Raw genomic sequence first — 16,265 nt, 5'->3', positions numbered from 1 at the left:
ACCGCCAGCCGCAACACGAAAGGAAAGACTATGGGTTATCAGAACTTCATGCGCGGAATGACCAACGGCGGCTCGATCTATGGTCGCGGCGAAGCGTTGACCGACGATGCCTTGCGCGCCCGCGTCCCGTCCATCTTCGCCGCCGAGGCCCACGAAAGCCGCAGCGCCCGCTTTGCCCCCGTGCCGACCATCGACGTGCTGAACAACCTTCGCGCCGAAGGCTTTGAGCCCTTCATGGCGCAGCAGGCCCGCACCCGCATTGAGGGCAAGGCCGAGTTTACCAAGCACATGCTGCGTCTGCGCCACCGTTCCATCACCAACGGCGACGGCGAGGCGTTCGAGATCATCCTTGTGAACGCCAATGACGGCACCAGCGCCTATCAGATGCTTCCCGGCTTTTTCCGCTTTGTTTGCTCCAATGGCCTGATGGCGGGCGAAACCTTCAGCGAAGTGAAGGTGCGTCATTCGGGCAATGCCGTTGGTGAAGTCATCGAAGGCGCGTATCGCGTTCTGCAGGATGCCCCGGAGATTGCCGAGCGCGTGAAGGAATTTCGCGCGATCACCTTGCAGGACGAGGAACGCGCGATCCTGGCCGAAGCCGCGCACAGCCTGCGTTTCCCCGCCGCGCACGAGGACGGCGGCAAGGCCGCGCCCGTATCGGCCGAGAGCTTCATTCGCCCGCGCCGCACGGCTGACCGCGGGACAGATCTTTGGACCGCGTTCAACGTGGTGCAGGAAAACACGATCAAGGGCGGCATGACCGGATACGCCCGCGATGAAAACGGCCGCATGCGCCGCCGCAGCGTGCGCGAGGTTGCAGGCATCGACCAGAACCGCAACCTGAACCGCGCCTTGTGGATGCTCACGGAACGCATGGCCGAGCTGAAGGCCGCCTAAGCGCGACAGGCAGGGGGCGAACCCCGCCCCCTGCCCCTGCAAACCGGAGGCGAAGCGATGGACGATCTATTTCCCGACACGATCCCCAAGGGCGCGCATGGCGCGATCTGGTGGGCCGGTTGCTACGAATGCCGGAACTGGCATGGATACTTTCAGAGCCGCGAAGGAGGGCGCGGCAACTGGCGCTTTCAGGTCCCGTGGTTTTCCACCGATGACGTGACATGCAGCGTCTATGCGATCACCGAGGCGGGCGAGGTCCGGACGCGCGATCTTATCCCGATTGATGACAAGGCCCGTATCAGCATCATGGGCCGCAAGTATGGCCGCGAGCATTGGGACCACTGACCCCGCCCCTTTGCCCGTTCTATGCCCGACCCGCCGCGAGGCGGGTTTTTGCGTTCGGGCTGGTCATGCGATCGAGGTGTCATGTTGACGTGGCGCGTCCTGGACCTTCCGGCCCACGACGCGCCACGTCCGGCGCTGCCCGCGCCGGGGCCGCTGCGCGGCACTTCCTATCGGTTTCCCACAAGGCTCCATCGACCTTCGCCGTTTGATAGGCCGTTCGATTACGCCATGACCGGCCATGCGGCCTTGGAAAACCGTGAAGCTTGTGGCTCCTCAGGCGGCCACAAGCTCCATCGACAGCGCACCGTCCGGCAACGGACGTTGCAGCTCCTGCACCACGCTCCATGGTTCATGCAGCCATGCGTCCCATTCGTCGGGGCTGGTCAGGATCACCGGCATCGCCTTCGGATGCACCTTCGCCACTTCCGCATTCGGTTCGGTGGTCAGGAAGGCATAGAGATCATCAGTCGTTTCTCCATCCTTCAGCTTGCGGATCGAGGTCCATTGCGGGACGTGCAGACCGGCAAAAAAGGCCGGCCGGTCCTCGGCAGGCGTGAACCACGCTTTTCCTTCGCCGTGAACCGGCTCCGAAAAGGCGGTCAACGGCACGAGGCAGCGGAACCGCGGATTGAGCCACCGCCGCCAGTGCGGCGATCCCGTGTTGCGGATATTGGTCACGCCCTTGTCGATGCCGTTCTTGGAATGGAATTGCTTGGGGCTTGGCAAGCCCCATCGCGCCATTGCCAGTTCCAGCCCGTCCCCTTCCTGTCCGTCATGGCGCAGAACGGGTGCAAGCTCGTTGGGATAGATCCTTTCCTGTGAAGGCAGGTTTCCCAACCGATCCTCAACAGAAAAGCCCCGGAAGATCTCTCGCAGCGCATCTTGCGCCCGCGTGTGCCGGTAAAGATTGCACATGGCTGTTTCCGCCCCTTCCACGGCAGGCCGGTCCTTCGCACGCGGCCACGACTCTTTCGGCTTCGGGGTGGAAGTGCTGGACGACACAGCCGGTTCCGGCTTTGCCGGTTTCGCGTTCGGTTTGCGGGTCGGTTTTGCCACATCCGCCGCGCCTCTGGCGCGGCGGTCCTTCTCGGCCGTCAGCGCCTTGAGGTAGGTGTCCAGAACGCGGTCGGTCGCAGACGTGGCCCAAAGGGCGGCCGCCTGGTCCAGTTGCCCATCGGTGAACCCGTCCAGCCGTGGGCCGTCCCACATCTTGGCGAGGATGCTCACAAGAGCTTCCTCGCGATCCTCCGGATGGCAGGCATGGGCGGCATACACGAGAGCCTTGGCCGCCGCGATACGACTGACATGAATACCCGTCATCGTCCCCCCCCTGCCCTATCCGGCGTTTGTCTGGCGGTCCTTTTCAAAGAACAGGGCCAAGGCCCGCTCCGCGAGTGTGCGATTGAACATCATCGGGTTCATGATGCCAGCAGGGTCCAAGCTGGACTTGGCGACATTCCATTCATTCCGCGAGATTATCTTGTTGGTGACGAACCGATCCTTTGTCGCGGCATACGGGGTGGCTGTCGGCAGCTTTCCGTCATTCCTCAGTGTCTGCCTGAGGTCGTCGAACGCCCGCTTGAAAATCATCCGAACGGCTTGTTGCGGGCCGATCTGTGCCGCCAAGCTGTCATAGGTTTGGCTTTGGCCCGTTTGAGGAAACGCCAGTCGGATCTTGAGGCTAATCGTATCTCCCGCGACCTGTTCGGGCACATCCGCGTTGGCAGAGGGTTTAGGCGGTGAGGAAGCTTCACCAGGCTTTGCAGCACTTTCGGACTTTAAGGTCTGAGTGAGCTTTCTGGACTTTGTGGTCTTTTCGGTATCTGCTGGCAGGCTCTTCTGTTCCGTTACGAGCGGTTCAGCAGGCGCTTCGGGCACATCGATCCTCGGTTCAGCAACCGCAACATTCTCGACCGGTGGCGATGTGTCTGGCTTCGCGGGCACCGCATCGTGAACCATTTCAGCCCCCTCCGATGCCGATTGGTCGAGGCCGACTTTGCGTTTGATGGCACGTTCACGGCGGTGCTGGTTGAAGATGGCCTTATGGTCGACTTTTGGAAGTTGAAATGCCATTATGCGGACTCCGCGACATGCCGTTCAGGGAAGATGACGTCGAGTATGTCGCTTGAGATCCTGGACGCTTCCCGCACGGCGACTTCGATATGACCGGCCAGGATGCGCTTGTTTGGATCGGCGGCAAGCTCGCGATGGTAGAGGTGCAACATGCCAAGCGACATGATGTCTGCAAAAGCGTTGCGCTGCGGCAGACGTGCGGAAAGTTGCGGCATCTCCTTCAGCATCTCCAAGCTTTCCTTTTCTGCGGCCGACTGACGGCCCGTAGGCACGCGCGTCAACAGGAAGGCGGCCGGAACATCCTTTTCATTGGCTTCCATGAAGTTGAGCAGGAATTGGAATGTTGATATTGCACCGTCAATATCCATCGCCGTGAGAGACGTAGGAATAAGGACAAGATCAGCGTTTGCTATAATTGCCGTGTTCAATTCCGAATCGCCGCCACGCATATCGACAAGAGCTATATCGCAGCCATTTTGTTCGGCCTTTTCCATGTTCGGGATGAATACATCGAGTTCGGAGCCATCGTAAATCTGGCAGCTTTCATCCCAAGTTCCAATCGCCCGCGCATTGGTCTGCCATGTCGAAAGTGGGTCATTCTGGTCGGCTTCAAAAAGAGCGACCTTCTTCCCAGCCTGCACCAGCCCCGATACGGACGACATGAGGGACGTGGATTTACCGGCTCCACCTTTGAATGAGGTAAACGCTACCAGCTTCATGTCACTCTCTCCCTAGCCACGAACATTGCGTGTTCCTAAAAGTCCAGACGGGCCACTTGGTCCAAACGGCCCCAACAGGCCGAACAGCTATAGTGTGCCTTTAGTGCCTGAAAGATGCAACAGGCCATTAGGTCCGGATAGTCCGGAAAGCTTTCTCAGGCTAAGCATACCTAAAGGACCAATCGTCCTTGATGGGCCGTTCGTCCTTCACGGTCCTGTCGTGCCTCTCAGGCCCTTCGGCCTTATTGTACCATACAGTCCATTCAGCCCTAATGTCCCGCATGGTGCCTGTTTGCCGCTTGGCAGGCTTTCAGTCCAGTCAGTCCAATTGTCCCGCTCCTTCTATGGTCCCTCGAATGAAGGAAGCGCACAGCGCGGCCTCCCAGGGCCGTCAGGAGGCTGCTTGCCCTCTACCCACCTGAGGATGGCTGGAGGGCTCTCACAACTCCTCTCTGTCACTCTCAGCACATATCCGAAGGGTTCGGGTCGCCCTACGTGGCGACCCTCAAGTGGAGCTTCCTGCGTCAGCAAGTTTTATCCTAGGGGTGGGTTTAAGTAAGCGGCAGGATATATGCAAATGTAGAACATTGTGCTATAGGTATCGAAACCCACCCCCGAGGCCCCCGCCCATGAGCGACGACCAAAAGCAAAAAGAGCCGTGGAAGAAGCGCCGCATGATTGGCGGTCAGTGGACGGACCCCGCTGCGGTGGTGTCGAAGGCAACCGTCAACAAGACGATTTCGGTGCGTCTGACGGAGGCGGAGTTGGCTGACTTCGACGCTCAGATCGACGCTTTGGGGATCAATCGGAACCGTGCCCTGCGGATCATGGCCCGTCAGGTGGGCGGTTTTCTCGAAGAAGATGCGGCCTCCGTTGCCCATCTCGCCGACATTTCTCGCCAGCTTCGGGGCATCGCCGTCAACGTGAACCAGATCGCGAAGGCCGCGAACCGGACCACGGACCCGGATTTCATCGCCTTCATGGAGGAGCGGCAGCGTCTCGGGAAGGAGCTGTCGCGGGTCCAGTCCTACCTTCAGGCCCTTTTCGACATCGACAAGCGACGGTCTGACGGGGCCGAGCGGTTGAAGAAAGCGGCCCAGAAGTGAGCATTCACGTCCCCGATCTTCTGGCGAATGCCCGCAAAGCCCCGCGCTTCCTTTCGGCGCTGGATGCGGTCATGGGCGAAGATTGGGCCGAGGTGAAGCTTGGCCGTGGCGGCCGGATGCTGCAAATGCAGGTGGCCTTGAAGGCCGCGCATGAGCGGGACGTTGCGCCTGGCGGTGCTGCCTATTCCTCCCAGATACTGCCCGGCATCAACCCGCAATCCATGGTCAAGATGGTCAGGGGCGGGGGTGCATCCACCGCGCGGGGACTGATGGCGCAGATGGATTATCTGAGTCGTCAGGACGATCTGCCCCTTCGTCGTTCGGAGGAATACATGGGCGTCGAGATCGACGCCGAGGAAGCCGTCGCCATGGCGCGCGGCTGGCAGATGCCCACGGAAGGCGGCAAGGCCGATCGCACGTCGCATTTCGTGGTCAGCTTTCCCATCGGGACAGATCCCGCCGCCGCCGAAGCTTCGGGACGGGCATGGGCGCAGGAAATGTTCGGCTCCGGTAATTTCGGGGGCGACCGTTTCGACTATTACACCGCCTTCCACACGGACAAGGATCACCCGCATATCCATGTCATCGTTCATCGGCGGGGGATGGACAACGGAACGTGGCTGGCCGTCTCCAAGCGCAGCGAGTTCAATTACCAGACCTTCCGCGACGTGCATGTGCGCGTGGCCGGAGAGCACGGGATCGACCTTGAGGCGACCCCGCGCCTGACCCGTGGCGTCCACGAACGGGCCGTGCCCGATGCGGAGTATCGTCGGGCGCAGGCCGAAGGACGCAAGCCGGTGGCTCCGTCCCACACCGAAGAAAGCGGGATCCGGGCGGCCGCCGCCCTGGTCCATCACGCGCGCCGGATGGAAGCGGACGCAACCGCTCTGCAAGCCACCGATCCGGATTTTTCCGCCTTGCTCCGCACCGCCTCCGAACGGTTGGCGCACGGCATGGAGATTACTCCCGACCATCACGACAAAACGACCCTGACCCAGAAGGATCTTTCCCCTATGGCAGAACGCCTTGAACAGGCGCGCACGACGGTGCGTGATAACTTCACCTCTATGGATCAAACGGTAGCGGACATTCCCGCCGGTGCTGATCGTGTGCGTTTCGAACGTCAGATTGCAGAGTTGAAGGCAGAGGCTGCCCCGTCGATGCCCGAGCGGGACGCCCTGCGGGCGTTCCTGCAACCGGCCCCCGATGGGCAGTATCGTGGAATGCGTGAGGACAATTACGACGCGCGTTATGCAGAGATTAAAGGGCAGGCGGATCGCCAGGTCGAGCAGCTTGCCGAACGTGCCGGACTGAACGGCATCGCCATGGTGGCCCGCTATTCCGGCGAAGCCCCGTCGCGCGGGCTGGCGCAGCAGTATGCCGCCTCCGAGGCGCAGGAACGGGAAATGTCCCGCAGCCAGCGCGGCGAACCCGAGGAAACGCCGTCGCAGCGCAATGCCGCCTTGGCGCAGGCGCATCAGGCAATCCAACGCATCTACCGCGAGGCCAACGAGCGGGCCACGGGCGCATCGGTCGGGATTTCGGTGGCGGAAGTGGGAGAATTGCGCGACCAGTTCCGTGCCGTGGATTGGACGCACCAAAATTCGGATTCCAGCGAAGATTATCGTCGCGGCCGCGCTCAAGTTGCCGCCGCAGGCGAAGCTCTTGGCAAGTTTGCCAGCCGCTCCCCGGATCATGCGGCCGTCGCATCGGCGGCATGGGACGAGGCCGCGGGCAATGCCACCCCGCCTGCCGGATATGTTGCGGCGGACAAGCGCAGCCTGTCCCCCGAACAAATCAGTGCTGTTTTCAAGGCCGACGAGCGCCAGCCGCAGGCCGACCGCACACCTGTGAGCGTCGATCGCTCCGGCGAAGTGGACATGACGTTGATCCGCATCTTGCGTGATCGCTTCACCAAGACCGATTTTAACTATGGATACTCGGACTCTCCGCAAGCGCGTGCCGAGGGCCAGGAGCAGGTAAGAAATGCCGAGGCCGCATTCCGCTCCTTCGCCGCGAAGTCGCCTGCCTATGCCGCCGTCGCTTCCGCTGCTTGGGATCAGGCGACCGACATTTACCGCCCGCCTGAAGGCTACGTGCGTCCGAACGATCGGCAAATTCCCGTCGAGCGGACGAACGAACTGTTGCGCGAGGCCGCTCAACTGGACCGCGCCGACCGCATGGCGCAGGCCGAACGTGAGATTGCCGCCCGTCATGCCCAACGTGCCACGGACACCGCAGAAGGCAGAACAGGGGATGCGGCCCCGACACCGCAGCAGCCCCGTGCAGTGACCGCCGAGGACAAGAAGCTGGCCGACCGTGCCGAACGCATGGCCGAGGCCGAACGCGACATTGCGGCGCGACAGGCCAAGGGCAAGGACCGCGATAGCGGCCACGGGTTGTAAAAGGGCAGGGCATGGCACAGACAACGGAAATCGCAAAGCTCGCCGGTGGCGGGCTTCTTCTTGGGGCCTTGCTGGGCGTCGTTGCTGCCAGCGGATACGTGACGTGGCAGACGGGAGGGGATCTTGCCAACATCGAGGTGCTGCGCGTTTTCGACTTCGCACCCTGGACGCGCGGCTATTTTGGCGAACCCTTCCGCATGGCCCTCTATATCGGCCTTGGCGTCATGGCCGCGCTCACGGTGCTTGTGCCCGCCATCGGCTTCAAGAAGCCGTTGAGCAGCCACGGCACGGCCCGTTGGTCCACGAAAGCCGACCTGAAGCGGTCCGAGCTTCTGGCTTCCACCGCAAACATCCTTGGTCCGATCTATGGCAAGCTGGGCAGTCCGAGCAGCCGTGCGGAGTTTCTGTCCACGCGCCCCGGCACCGAGGAAATTCCTCACAGCATCATCACCGCGCCAACCGGCTCCGGCAAGGGCATCGGGATCGTGGTGCCCACGCTCCTGACCTACAAAGGCTCCGTGTTCTGTCTGGATGTGAAGGGCGAGAACTACAACCTGACCGCCCGTCGCCGCGAGGAGTTGGGCGACCGCGTGTTCAAGTTTGCCCCCTATGACGATCACGGCCAGACCCACCGCTATAACCCGCTCATGTATGTGGTCAGCGCCCGCGAACGCCGCCGCTTCACCGAGGCGCGACGGCTGGCCGCCAGTCTCATCATCGCCAAGGGCAACGGCGAAGGCTTCTTGGAAGGCGCGCGCGACGTGTTTGCCGCAGGGGCCATCCTTGCCATCCAGCGCGGCACGCCGACCATCGCCGCCGTCTATGATGCTTTCTATGCCACGCCGGGGGAGGCGGCGGACGTGTTCCGCCGTCTGGCGGCCGAGGTGGACAGCGTTGAGGCCAAGACGATCTTCAACCGCATGGCCGGCATGGAAAGCCGCATCCTCAGCTCCTACCTGTCCGTCCTGTTGGACGGCGGCCTTGGCCTTTGGGCCGATCCGGCCGTGCGGGAGGCGACGGAGGTTTCCGACTTCGGCATCCATGATCTTCGCCGCGACCCGGCCTCGATCTTCATCATCGTCTCGCCAAACGACCTTGTGCCGCTGGCACCGCTGATCCGCCTGATGTTCCAGCAGACCATCGCCATGCTGCAAGCCTCGATGCCGCAGAAGGACGAGAAGTTCCCTGTCCTGTTGCTCCTGGACGAGTTCGTGTCCCTGGGCCGCATGGACGTGTTGGCAACCGCCATCACGACCCTGCGCGGGTTTGGCGGCCGCGTCATGCTGGTGGTGCAGAGCATCGCCAGCCTGCGCGACCTTTACGGCAAGGAAGGCGCGTCGGGTTTCCTTGCCAACTGCCGTTTGCAACTGTTCATGGCTCCGGCCGACGAGGACACACCCGAATACATCTCGCGGGCCATCGGTGACTTCACCCGCAAGAGCCGCAGCAAGTCCTGGCGCTCGAACGAAATGGGAAGCAACTGGCAGGAGCGGGAAGAAGGCGCACGTCTTTTGCGCGCCGAGCAGGTGCGGATGCTGCCCAAGAACAAGATCGTCGTTCTGGTTCAGGGGATGCCGCCGATCATCGCGGACCGGGTGGAATACTACCGTGACCGCTATCTGAAGAATATCTACCAGAGCCAGACTGGCCCGCATCCGCAGCCGCCTTCGCTCTACAACGATCCGCCGCCGGCTTTGGAGGAATCCACGGTTGCGCCGGATGATCCGCCGCGCGATCCGCCAGCGCCCGCCTCTTTGCCGCTCTACCCGCAAGACAGCCAGACCGCACCCGCCCCGGAGCCGGCACCCGCAGCGTTCGTTCAGGAGTCACCTGCGGAAGCTGTGCCGGCTGCGCCGGAAGAACCCAAGGCCACGCCGGTTGCCAACACGACACCGGCCGAGCGGGAGGCAGAGACAACCCCCGTCTTATCTCCTGAAAAACAGGGCGAGGAACACCATCCGTCCTCACAAACGCCTGAATCGAATGCAGGCATGGAAACAGCCAAGCCAGTCAACGACCCCAACCGTCCGACAACAAGCCTACCAGAGGCCGTGGATGAAGAATCTGTCCTGAGCCGGCTGCACGCTATTGAGAAGCGCCAAGGTTCTTTGTTGGGCGATCTTACTGCGTGGAGAGACAAGGCGAATAGTCTTGCACAGGCAAACCGGAATCGGGAAAGCACGTCTGACATGCGAGCGGGCGAGGTGCAAAACGCGCCGGAGGTTCGGCCTGTCGAGCAAGACACACCGGCCGCTTCTATCATCGGCAAGTCCAATGCAAGTGATCTAAGGAAAAGGCTGAATGTTTTAGGCGCGGAAAATAGTAAGCGCACCGAGCCCAAGATCTGAAGAACGCCCCTTACGGGGGCGTTTTTCATTTCGCCAGAGCGGGCATATAGACCTGCAGGACGCCCCGCTTTCCGCCGCGTCGGCCGACCTGCACGATGAGGTCGATGGTCTGTCGCGCATAGTCCAGAACGTCCTGCCGCGTCTGGTTCAGCCCCGCCCGCATGACCATCATTGCCAGCCGTTCCAAGGCGAGGGCCGGACTGTCGGCATGGATCGTGCTGATGGATCCCGGATGGCCCGTGTTGATCGCTTCCAGAAAGTTCAGGGCTTCGACACCGCGGATTTCCCCGAGGATCAGCCGATCCGGCCGCATCCGCAGCGCCGACTCCAGAAGAAGGGTAGGGGAGCGTTCAGACCCACCGCGCCGCTCCGCCACCAGCGCCACCGTGTTCAGGTGGGGCAGATGGAGTTCCGGCGCATCTTCGATCGTGACCATGCGTTCGTTCCGATCACTGATCGCCAGCAGCGCCCGCGCCAGCGTCGTCTTGCCCGAGGACGTGCCGCCCGACACCAGAATGTTCAGCTTGTCGTGGATGGCTGCACGGAACAGATTTTCCAGATCCCCTGCCCGCGCCATGTCCGTCAGCGTCTTGAGGCGTTCGAGGCGCAGCGCGTCCACATCGACCTGTCCACTGTCCAGAAATCCCACTTCCTGCACATCGAGAACTCGACTGACATACTTGCGGATCGAGACGGAAACGCCCTTTTCGATGGCAGGAGGCACGATGATCTGCACCCGCATTGTCTGCCCGAAGAGGACGACGCGCCCCGACACGATGGGATGCTTCGCTCCGAGCTGGTTGCCGGTTTCCCCCGCCAGATGCCCGCCAAGCGGCTTGATCCGGGTTTCGGGTAGAGAGCCTTCCCACCGGATCATGTGTTCACTTCCCGACCGTTCGACCCATATCCCGCCGTCCGGATTGATCACCACTTCGTTCACATCATCCGAGGTCAGAAGCTCGCGCAATGGCGCGAGCCCCTGTTCCGCATGGCTGGCCGGAACCATCACGGGCGCCTGTGCCGCCTGTCCCGTCATCAGAACACCAGATCGCGGTTGACGAACACGGTCATGGTCGTGCCCTGGTCGATGTAGATGACGGGCGGCAGCGACAGGTAATCGTTCATCACGCTCTGCGTCGTGTTTTCCAGATCCTCGCCCACGTCCTCCGCAAGCTCCTGCGTGTTCTCGCCCGCGCTGTCATCGACCACGACTTGCGGCGTGATCGCCAGCATCGAGATCAGGAAGGCCGACCCGAAGCGTTCACCAAAACGCGTGTCAACAAAGCCGGTCTGCCCCGACATGCCCAACGGGTCCGCGCCGTAGCCGCCCAACTCCACGCTACGACCGTCCGGCGTGATGGCACGGTTCCATGCAAGCTGTGCGCGATTCGAGGCTATGGACACGTCCGAATTGTAGCTGCCGATCAGGCGGGTGCCGCGCGGCAACAACACGTTCGAGCCGTCATAGGAATACACGTCGTTGGTGACTGCGGCGCGGATGACGCCCGGAAGCTCCGTGCTGATCGCCGTTTCCAAGACCGCTTCCAGCGTCGTGCCCTGCACGATGGTCCGGTCTGGCGCGGCAATCTGCGTGGCCCGCACCGTGTCATAGCTGGCCGTCGAGGCCGAGGCCATGAACTGCTCATTCGTGGACAGCTTGCGTTCACCGGCCCCGCTGGCCCCTCCACCCGTCACCTTGCCGGAACTGTCCAGCACCAGAAGATCGGACGACACCTGCGCCTCGTTGATCGCGTTGAGGCGGGCGCGTTCCTCTTCGAGACGCTGGCGGGCGTCGGCTTCGCCGTCCATGCCTTGCGCGGCAATCGCCTCCTGAAGCTGGCGCTGGTAGGCTTCATCGGCCAGTTGGCGTTCGCGCTCGAACTGTTCCCGAAGATCCGCCGCCTGTTGTGCCAGAAGCTCGCGGGTGATTTCACCGCGTCCTTCTTCCATGGCCTTCAGCCGTGCTTCCAAATCCGCCAGCCGCCGCCGTTCGGCGTCAGCCAGCTCGCTGTCCCCGGTGGTCAGGTTCACCTCACCTTCCGGAACGGACGTCTCCGGCACATCGGTTTCAACATCGGTTTGCCGTTCGGTGATTTCCGTGGACAGGCCCGTGTCGTCAGAACTGGTGGTCTGCACGTCCTCTGCATCCGAAGTCCGGCCGCCGCCAAAGAGGCTTGCCATCTGTTGAGGCGCGATCAGCGACAAAGCCAGAATGAGGACGATGACGCCGATCAGGCCGCCGACGAGGATCTTGACCACATTGCCGGGGCCGCCCCCGTCGAACTCTGAACTGCGCGCCGCCACGCGGGCTTCGCGATCGTTTTCCGGATCAGGCCGCAGGCGCGGCCGATCCTCGTGTTCAGCACCGTTCGGGGTGTGGTTGTCTTGCTCGGTCATTGGATCACCCCCTGATGGCTGTTGGCCGGCTGCGCCTGACGGCCGCCCCGAACGGTTTTAACGACTTCGCCGCTGGCGATGCACAATTCCTCATCCCCGATCCGCAGCGTCCAGCGGTCGGACGTGCGGTTGACCACGAACCCTTCGCGGGTCTGCTGCACGTTCACGATGGCTTCCTGCCCATCCGCGTTCGCCGCAAAGATGCCGGGGCGGGGCGCGTTCGGTGCGAACCGGAAGTAGGTTTTCACACCGTCATCATAAACCTGGATGGGTCGGATGCGGGTCGATTTGCCCGCCACGAAGTAGTTGTAATCCTTCGGTCGTGCCGCCACTGCCGCCTGTTGCTGGCGCGCGCGGGCCGCCTCATTCGGATAGTTGAAGCTGATCCGGTAGCTCGGGCTGTTCGATCCGGCCTGCGCGGTTTTCGCATTCAGCTCGAACGTGTAGACGCGGCGATCCGTGTAGACGGTCATGTTGGTGTAAGCGCCTTGGACGAGCGGCTTCACCGACAGCACGTCGCCCCGGTTCAGGCGCACGATCTGCCACGACGCGCTGTCGCCCACCTGCACGGACTCGATATTTTCGCCGGAGGCAAACTGGATCGAGGTGATGAAGCGCATGTAGACGTCGAGGCGATACACGTCATGTTCGCTGTAAGTGTAGTAGCGGATGCGGGGATCAGCCGAGTAGGGACGCGGAGCGGTTTCCGCAAAGACGGCGCCCATGCTGGCGACAAGCGCCGCAGCGGCAAGCGTGGCAAACCGGTTCATGTCAGTTCCCCCTCACGTTCAGGGTTTCCGCATCGACGCGGTAATGGGTGACGGTGAAGCCGAGCGGGTTGGCCCAGACCTGTTGCAGTGAGGTTTCCGTGCGCGGGCGGAACTGGAAGGTGATCGTTGCCACGAAATCGCGCGTCGTCGGGTTCTGCCCTGTGCGTTCATAGGTGCGGGTGAACCGCACCTGGGCCGTGTCGTCGTCCAGAAGCGAGATCGACCGGACGGCGACCGTAATCAGCATCCCCGTGCCGTAGAGGTTCGGCGGATACTGGTCATTGCCGGAGTTCCACAGCGACCGTAGCGAAGCGGCGGCTTGCCCGTCCGAGGTCGCATTCACTTGCGGGATGCGCTGACTGTTGTCGGACACGTCATAGGTTTCGCGGTCGGTGACGTAGCGCACCAGCTCCGCCTCCCGCACCGCTTCCTGATCCGACAGGCTGGTTGGGCGTGTCGCCACGACCTGTTCGCTTTCCCCTGTGGTGCGGTCCACCATGACGACGTAGGGGCGCATTTCCTTCAGCGGCATGACCATCGCCAGCGCGATCACCGCGACAAGGCCAATGCCCATGCCCGCCACTCCGAAGGCCGCCCCGATGTTGCGCTGACGGCGCAGGGTGAAAAACACCTCATCTTCGAACGCGGTCGCGACGGACGGAGCGGCAGGGGCGGGCGCGGAGGCTGTCTTTCTTTTGAACATTGGGCAGAGTCCTCAGGTGGCGCGAAATCGGTCCGCGCAGGAATGTTATTCAGGTGGAAAAGTCGGGCGGCTTAGGAGCCGGGTTTTATGGTCTTGCGGTCCAGCATCTGGGAGGTGCGGTCCACATGCGAAGCGCTGTCGGTGCCGCGCTGCTGCTGGCGGAATCGCTTGTTTTCGCGGTGCTGCTCCATCCGCGCCGCCCAATCGGCCTCGCGCCGTTCCCCGAAGCTGGACTTGTGGCCCCGTTCGGCATTGCGGATGCCGGTCAGTTCGACGTTGCGCTTGCCCGCATCCTTCATGCTTTGGCGTTCTTCCATGGCCGCCGCGATCCGGCTTTGGCCCGCAGCGGGGGCGGAGGCAGCTTGCGCCATCGCCATCGCACCGGCTGCATAGGGGGCTGCGACGGAAGCCGCCATCCTGGCGGCACTTCCCGCCGTGTCCTGCATGGACTTCATGCCGGTCGCCGTGGCGGTGATCGTGCCCGCAAGGCTATTTACCAATGTCGGCACTTGGGCCATGAGCCAGATCCCCGCCGCCGAGACGATCAGGAAACCCGCGGCTTCGGAAAGTTCGGTTGCGCCGTCTGCTTCTCTAATCAAGTTTGTGCCGATGCCCACGATTGCGCCCATAACGCCTGCCGTCACCAGCGGGATCATGGCGAAGCCAAGCGTGAACTTGACCCAGGACTCGAAGAGATTGCTCGTGGCTTTGAAGAGGAGGCAGGGCACGAAGATTGGGGCGAGTGCGATAGCCATGGCAAGCCCGACCTTCGCGAGAGACATGATGATGATCGCGACCACCGCCAGAAGTGCGCCCAGAACCCAGATCAGCACCGAGGTCAGCGAGATCGAGAACATGCCGCTTTCATCCGCTGCACGATCCGAAAATTCGAAAAGGCTGGTGATCATCTCATCCAGCGCCTCGTTCATGTTGGTGGCGCTCGTTGCTTGCAGGAAGGATGCACCGAGGTTTCCCGGCACGTCAGTGACGATGTTGTAGATAGGGTGAAATTGCTGCCACGAGGTTGCGATCATTGTGACGACGACGAAACGCACGCCCCATTTCAGGTAGTCGGAATATCTGACGGGCACCAACTGCATGACGGAGTTGGCAGCCATAAATGCCAGCGCAACAAGGCCCATGAGCTGACAGGTGGTTGCGATGGCTCCCCCGAAATCTGCAAACACGGATTCCGTGTATCCGAGGATTGCGTTGTCGATGCTATCCAATGTGGTTTGAATGTAGGTCGCCATCGGTTGCTCCTATCGGCTTACGCCGAGTTCGCGGCAGTGGTTCAGGGCGTCGCGGTAGCCCGTGCCTTCATCTTGGAGTTTCAGCAGATGCGGGCGGATGCCTTTGTTATCCAAACCCCAAAGTTCGCTGGGCACCATGGCGGCAATCGCATCCCAATCGCGATGTCCGATCATGCAACCGATGTAGGCGGATTCACCGGCCGCAGCCGCATCGCACTGTTCCCGCGCGAAATCAGCATCCCATCGGTCGCGATAGTGGCTGAGGACGTTGACCATGCCATTGTTGTGAGCGAATTCGCGGATTTTTTGAGGTTCACCGCTTCCACCGCCATCACAAACCCATTTGGGAAGATCCTTCGCCTGTGCCGCTCCGGTCACGTTAAGCGTCGTGATCGTCGCGAAAGCTGCAATCAGGGCGGTTTTCATCAGGTTCATGGTCATTGCCCTTCGTTCGAGCCTTGGAGGAAGTTGCGCTGCGAGGCGCGGTCCCGCGCGGCGGTCAGGGCATCGCTGCCCATCGTGTTCGCGATGGCGGCCTGAACGCGCAGGTTTTCGTTCAGAAGCACCGCGACTTCGGCCAGCATCCGCGAGTTGAAGTCCACGCTGGCCTTCATGTCCGCGTTGCTGTCGATCCGGTCGATTAGCGTGTTCACCCGCCCCATGGCCGCGTTCGACCGCGTGTAGGTGTCCTCGGCCGTCGCCATCGCGACCATGCCTGCCCCGGCCTGCGTAGCAATTGCGCGGTCCTGAGGAAGATCCGAGCCCAGGAATTGATCGAGGTTCGGAAGAGCGAAGGTTTCCTTCAGATCATCAATCTTGTCGGTCAGGACCGAGGCGTTGCCGCCGATGGGGGAACCCCCGATCGCGCCGTCCATGATCGAGGACAGACTTTCGGCCGCTTCCCGGGTTTCCTTGTCTGTGACGCTGTTGAGCAGGTTACTGATTCCCCGACTGCCCGTCATGGCCTGAAGCTGCTGCTTCATCTGGTCGAGTTGCTGGATCGCGTTGGCGATTGCGCGAAGGTCCTCCGTCGGAACGCCTTGCGCGGATGCGCCGGTCATCGCGGTAAGAGACAGGACGCCAGCAAAGGCGGTCGAGCGAAGAACGCGGATCATACGATCACCTCCGTCTGAGCGTTGAGCGGTTGCCAGTCGCAGACGCAGGGCGACGTGCGGCTGGTGTAATTGGCGCAGGCGCCGAGGATCAGGGAAAGGCCGAGAAGGGCCGCAAGGCGCAGGGGCCGTGTCAT

The 16,265-nt window shown here is 62.1% G+C and carries 16 protein-coding genes; 5 read left to right on the top strand and 11 right to left on the bottom strand.

What is annotated here, in order from left to right:
* Together CN97_RS18580 and CN97_RS18575 are read left to right on the top strand one after the other, a co-directional pair.
* Positions 1 to 897: DUF932 domain-containing protein (locus CN97_RS18580; RefSeq protein WP_455423165.1), on the top strand; the 897-nt coding region annotated here is incomplete at its 5' end.
* A gap of 57 nt (positions 898 to 954) precedes the next feature.
* The gene (locus CN97_RS18575) at positions 955 to 1,242 is read left to right on the top strand and encodes a hypothetical protein (protein ID WP_035714710.1); all 288 of its coding nucleotides are present in this window, start codon (positions 955 to 957) and stop codon (positions 1,240 to 1,242) included.
* A 273-nt stretch (positions 1,243 to 1,515) separates the two neighbouring features.
* Here the strand turns inward: CN97_RS18575 and CN97_RS21340 are convergent, their stop codons facing one another.
* From CN97_RS21340 to CN97_RS18560, 3 genes are read right to left on the bottom strand one after another with little or no spacing between them, the layout of a single operon-like run.
* A complete protein-coding gene (locus tag CN97_RS21340) occupies positions 1,516 to 2,562 on the bottom strand; it encodes an SOS response-associated peptidase (RefSeq protein WP_282916228.1) in 1,047 nt (348 codons plus the stop codon).
* 15 nt (positions 2,563 to 2,577) lie between these two features.
* Complete coding sequence (locus tag CN97_RS18565; RefSeq protein WP_035714707.1) at positions 2,578 to 3,315, bottom strand: VirC2 family conjugal transfer protein; 738 nt, start codon at positions 3,313 to 3,315, stop codon at positions 2,578 to 2,580.
* Positions 3,315 to 4,034 (bottom strand): nucleotide-binding protein, encoded by a 720-nt coding sequence (locus CN97_RS18560; RefSeq protein ID WP_035714704.1) that lies wholly within the window; start codon positions 4,032 to 4,034, stop codon positions 3,315 to 3,317. Before CN97_RS18560 ends, CN97_RS18565 begins: the two co-directional genes overlap by 1 nt.
* A 674-nt stretch (positions 4,035 to 4,708) precedes the next feature.
* On the opposite strand from CN97_RS18560, the gene CN97_RS18555 reads away from it, so the two are divergent.
* Genes CN97_RS18555 through virD4 form a run of 3 tightly spaced genes read left to right on the top strand, consistent with a single transcriptional unit; the run spans position 4,709 to position 9,893 of the window.
* Complete coding sequence (locus tag CN97_RS18555) at positions 4,709 to 5,140, top strand: DNA mobilization endonuclease VirD1/MobC family subunit (protein ID WP_035714702.1); 432 nt, start codon at positions 4,709 to 4,711, stop codon at positions 5,138 to 5,140.
* Positions 5,137 to 7,545: a relaxase/mobilization nuclease domain-containing protein gene (locus CN97_RS20015; RefSeq protein WP_051911442.1), complete on the top strand. Its 2,409-nt coding sequence runs from the start codon at positions 5,137 to 5,139 to the stop codon at positions 7,543 to 7,545. The genes CN97_RS18555 and CN97_RS20015 overlap by 4 nt, the downstream gene beginning before the upstream one ends.
* A gap of 11 nt (positions 7,546 to 7,556) precedes the next feature.
* On the top strand, positions 7,557 to 9,893 hold the full coding sequence (gene virD4 / locus CN97_RS18545) for a type IV secretion system ATPase VirD4 (RefSeq protein ID WP_051911441.1): 2,337 nt from the start codon (positions 7,557 to 7,559) through the stop codon (positions 9,891 to 9,893).
* A gap of 25 nt (positions 9,894 to 9,918) precedes the next feature.
* Here the strand turns inward: virD4 and virB11 are convergent, their stop codons facing one another.
* The 8 genes from virB11 to CN97_RS21010 form a co-directional block, all read right to left on the bottom strand.
* Positions 9,919 to 10,929 (bottom strand): P-type DNA transfer ATPase VirB11, encoded by a 1,011-nt coding sequence (gene virB11, locus CN97_RS18540; protein ID WP_169743205.1) that lies wholly within the window; start codon positions 10,927 to 10,929, stop codon positions 9,919 to 9,921.
* Positions 10,929 to 12,290 (bottom strand): TrbI/VirB10 family protein, encoded by a 1,362-nt coding sequence (locus CN97_RS18535; RefSeq protein ID WP_051911440.1) that lies wholly within the window; start codon positions 12,288 to 12,290, stop codon positions 10,929 to 10,931. The genes virB11 and CN97_RS18535 overlap by 1 nt, the downstream gene beginning before the upstream one ends.
* Positions 12,287 to 13,060: a TrbG/VirB9 family P-type conjugative transfer protein gene (locus CN97_RS18530; RefSeq protein ID WP_051911438.1), complete on the bottom strand. Its 774-nt coding sequence runs from the start codon at positions 13,058 to 13,060 to the stop codon at positions 12,287 to 12,289. Before CN97_RS18530 ends, CN97_RS18535 begins: the two co-directional genes overlap by 4 nt.
* Position 13,061: 1 nt before the next feature.
* A complete protein-coding gene (locus tag CN97_RS18525; protein WP_051911437.1) occupies positions 13,062 to 13,763 on the bottom strand; it encodes a virB8 family protein in 702 nt (233 codons plus the stop codon).
* A gap of 71 nt (positions 13,764 to 13,834) precedes the next feature.
* Entirely contained in the window at positions 13,835 to 15,016 is a 1,182-nt protein-coding gene (locus CN97_RS18520; protein ID WP_035714700.1) for a type IV secretion system protein, read from the bottom strand.
* Between the two features lie 9 nt (positions 15,017 to 15,025).
* Positions 15,026 to 15,457, bottom strand: coding sequence for a hypothetical protein (locus tag CN97_RS18515; protein WP_035714697.1), 432 nt, complete (start codon positions 15,455 to 15,457; stop codon positions 15,026 to 15,028).
* Positions 15,454 to 16,077, bottom strand: a complete 624-nt coding sequence (locus tag CN97_RS18510) for a type IV secretion system protein (protein ID WP_169743204.1) — start codon at positions 16,075 to 16,077, stop codon at positions 15,454 to 15,456. The genes CN97_RS18515 and CN97_RS18510 overlap by 4 nt, the downstream gene beginning before the upstream one ends.
* Before the next feature lie 50 nt (positions 16,078 to 16,127).
* Complete coding sequence (locus CN97_RS21010) at positions 16,128 to 16,265, bottom strand: hypothetical protein (RefSeq protein ID WP_158212534.1); 138 nt, start codon at positions 16,263 to 16,265, stop codon at positions 16,128 to 16,130.

This window comes from Haematobacter massiliensis (assembly GCF_000740795.1).
Lineage (GTDB): Bacteria > Pseudomonadota > Alphaproteobacteria > Rhodobacterales > Rhodobacteraceae > Haematobacter > Haematobacter massiliensis.
Note: the sequence above shows the minus strand (reverse complement) of the source record. Positions and strands in the feature narration are given on the sequence as shown.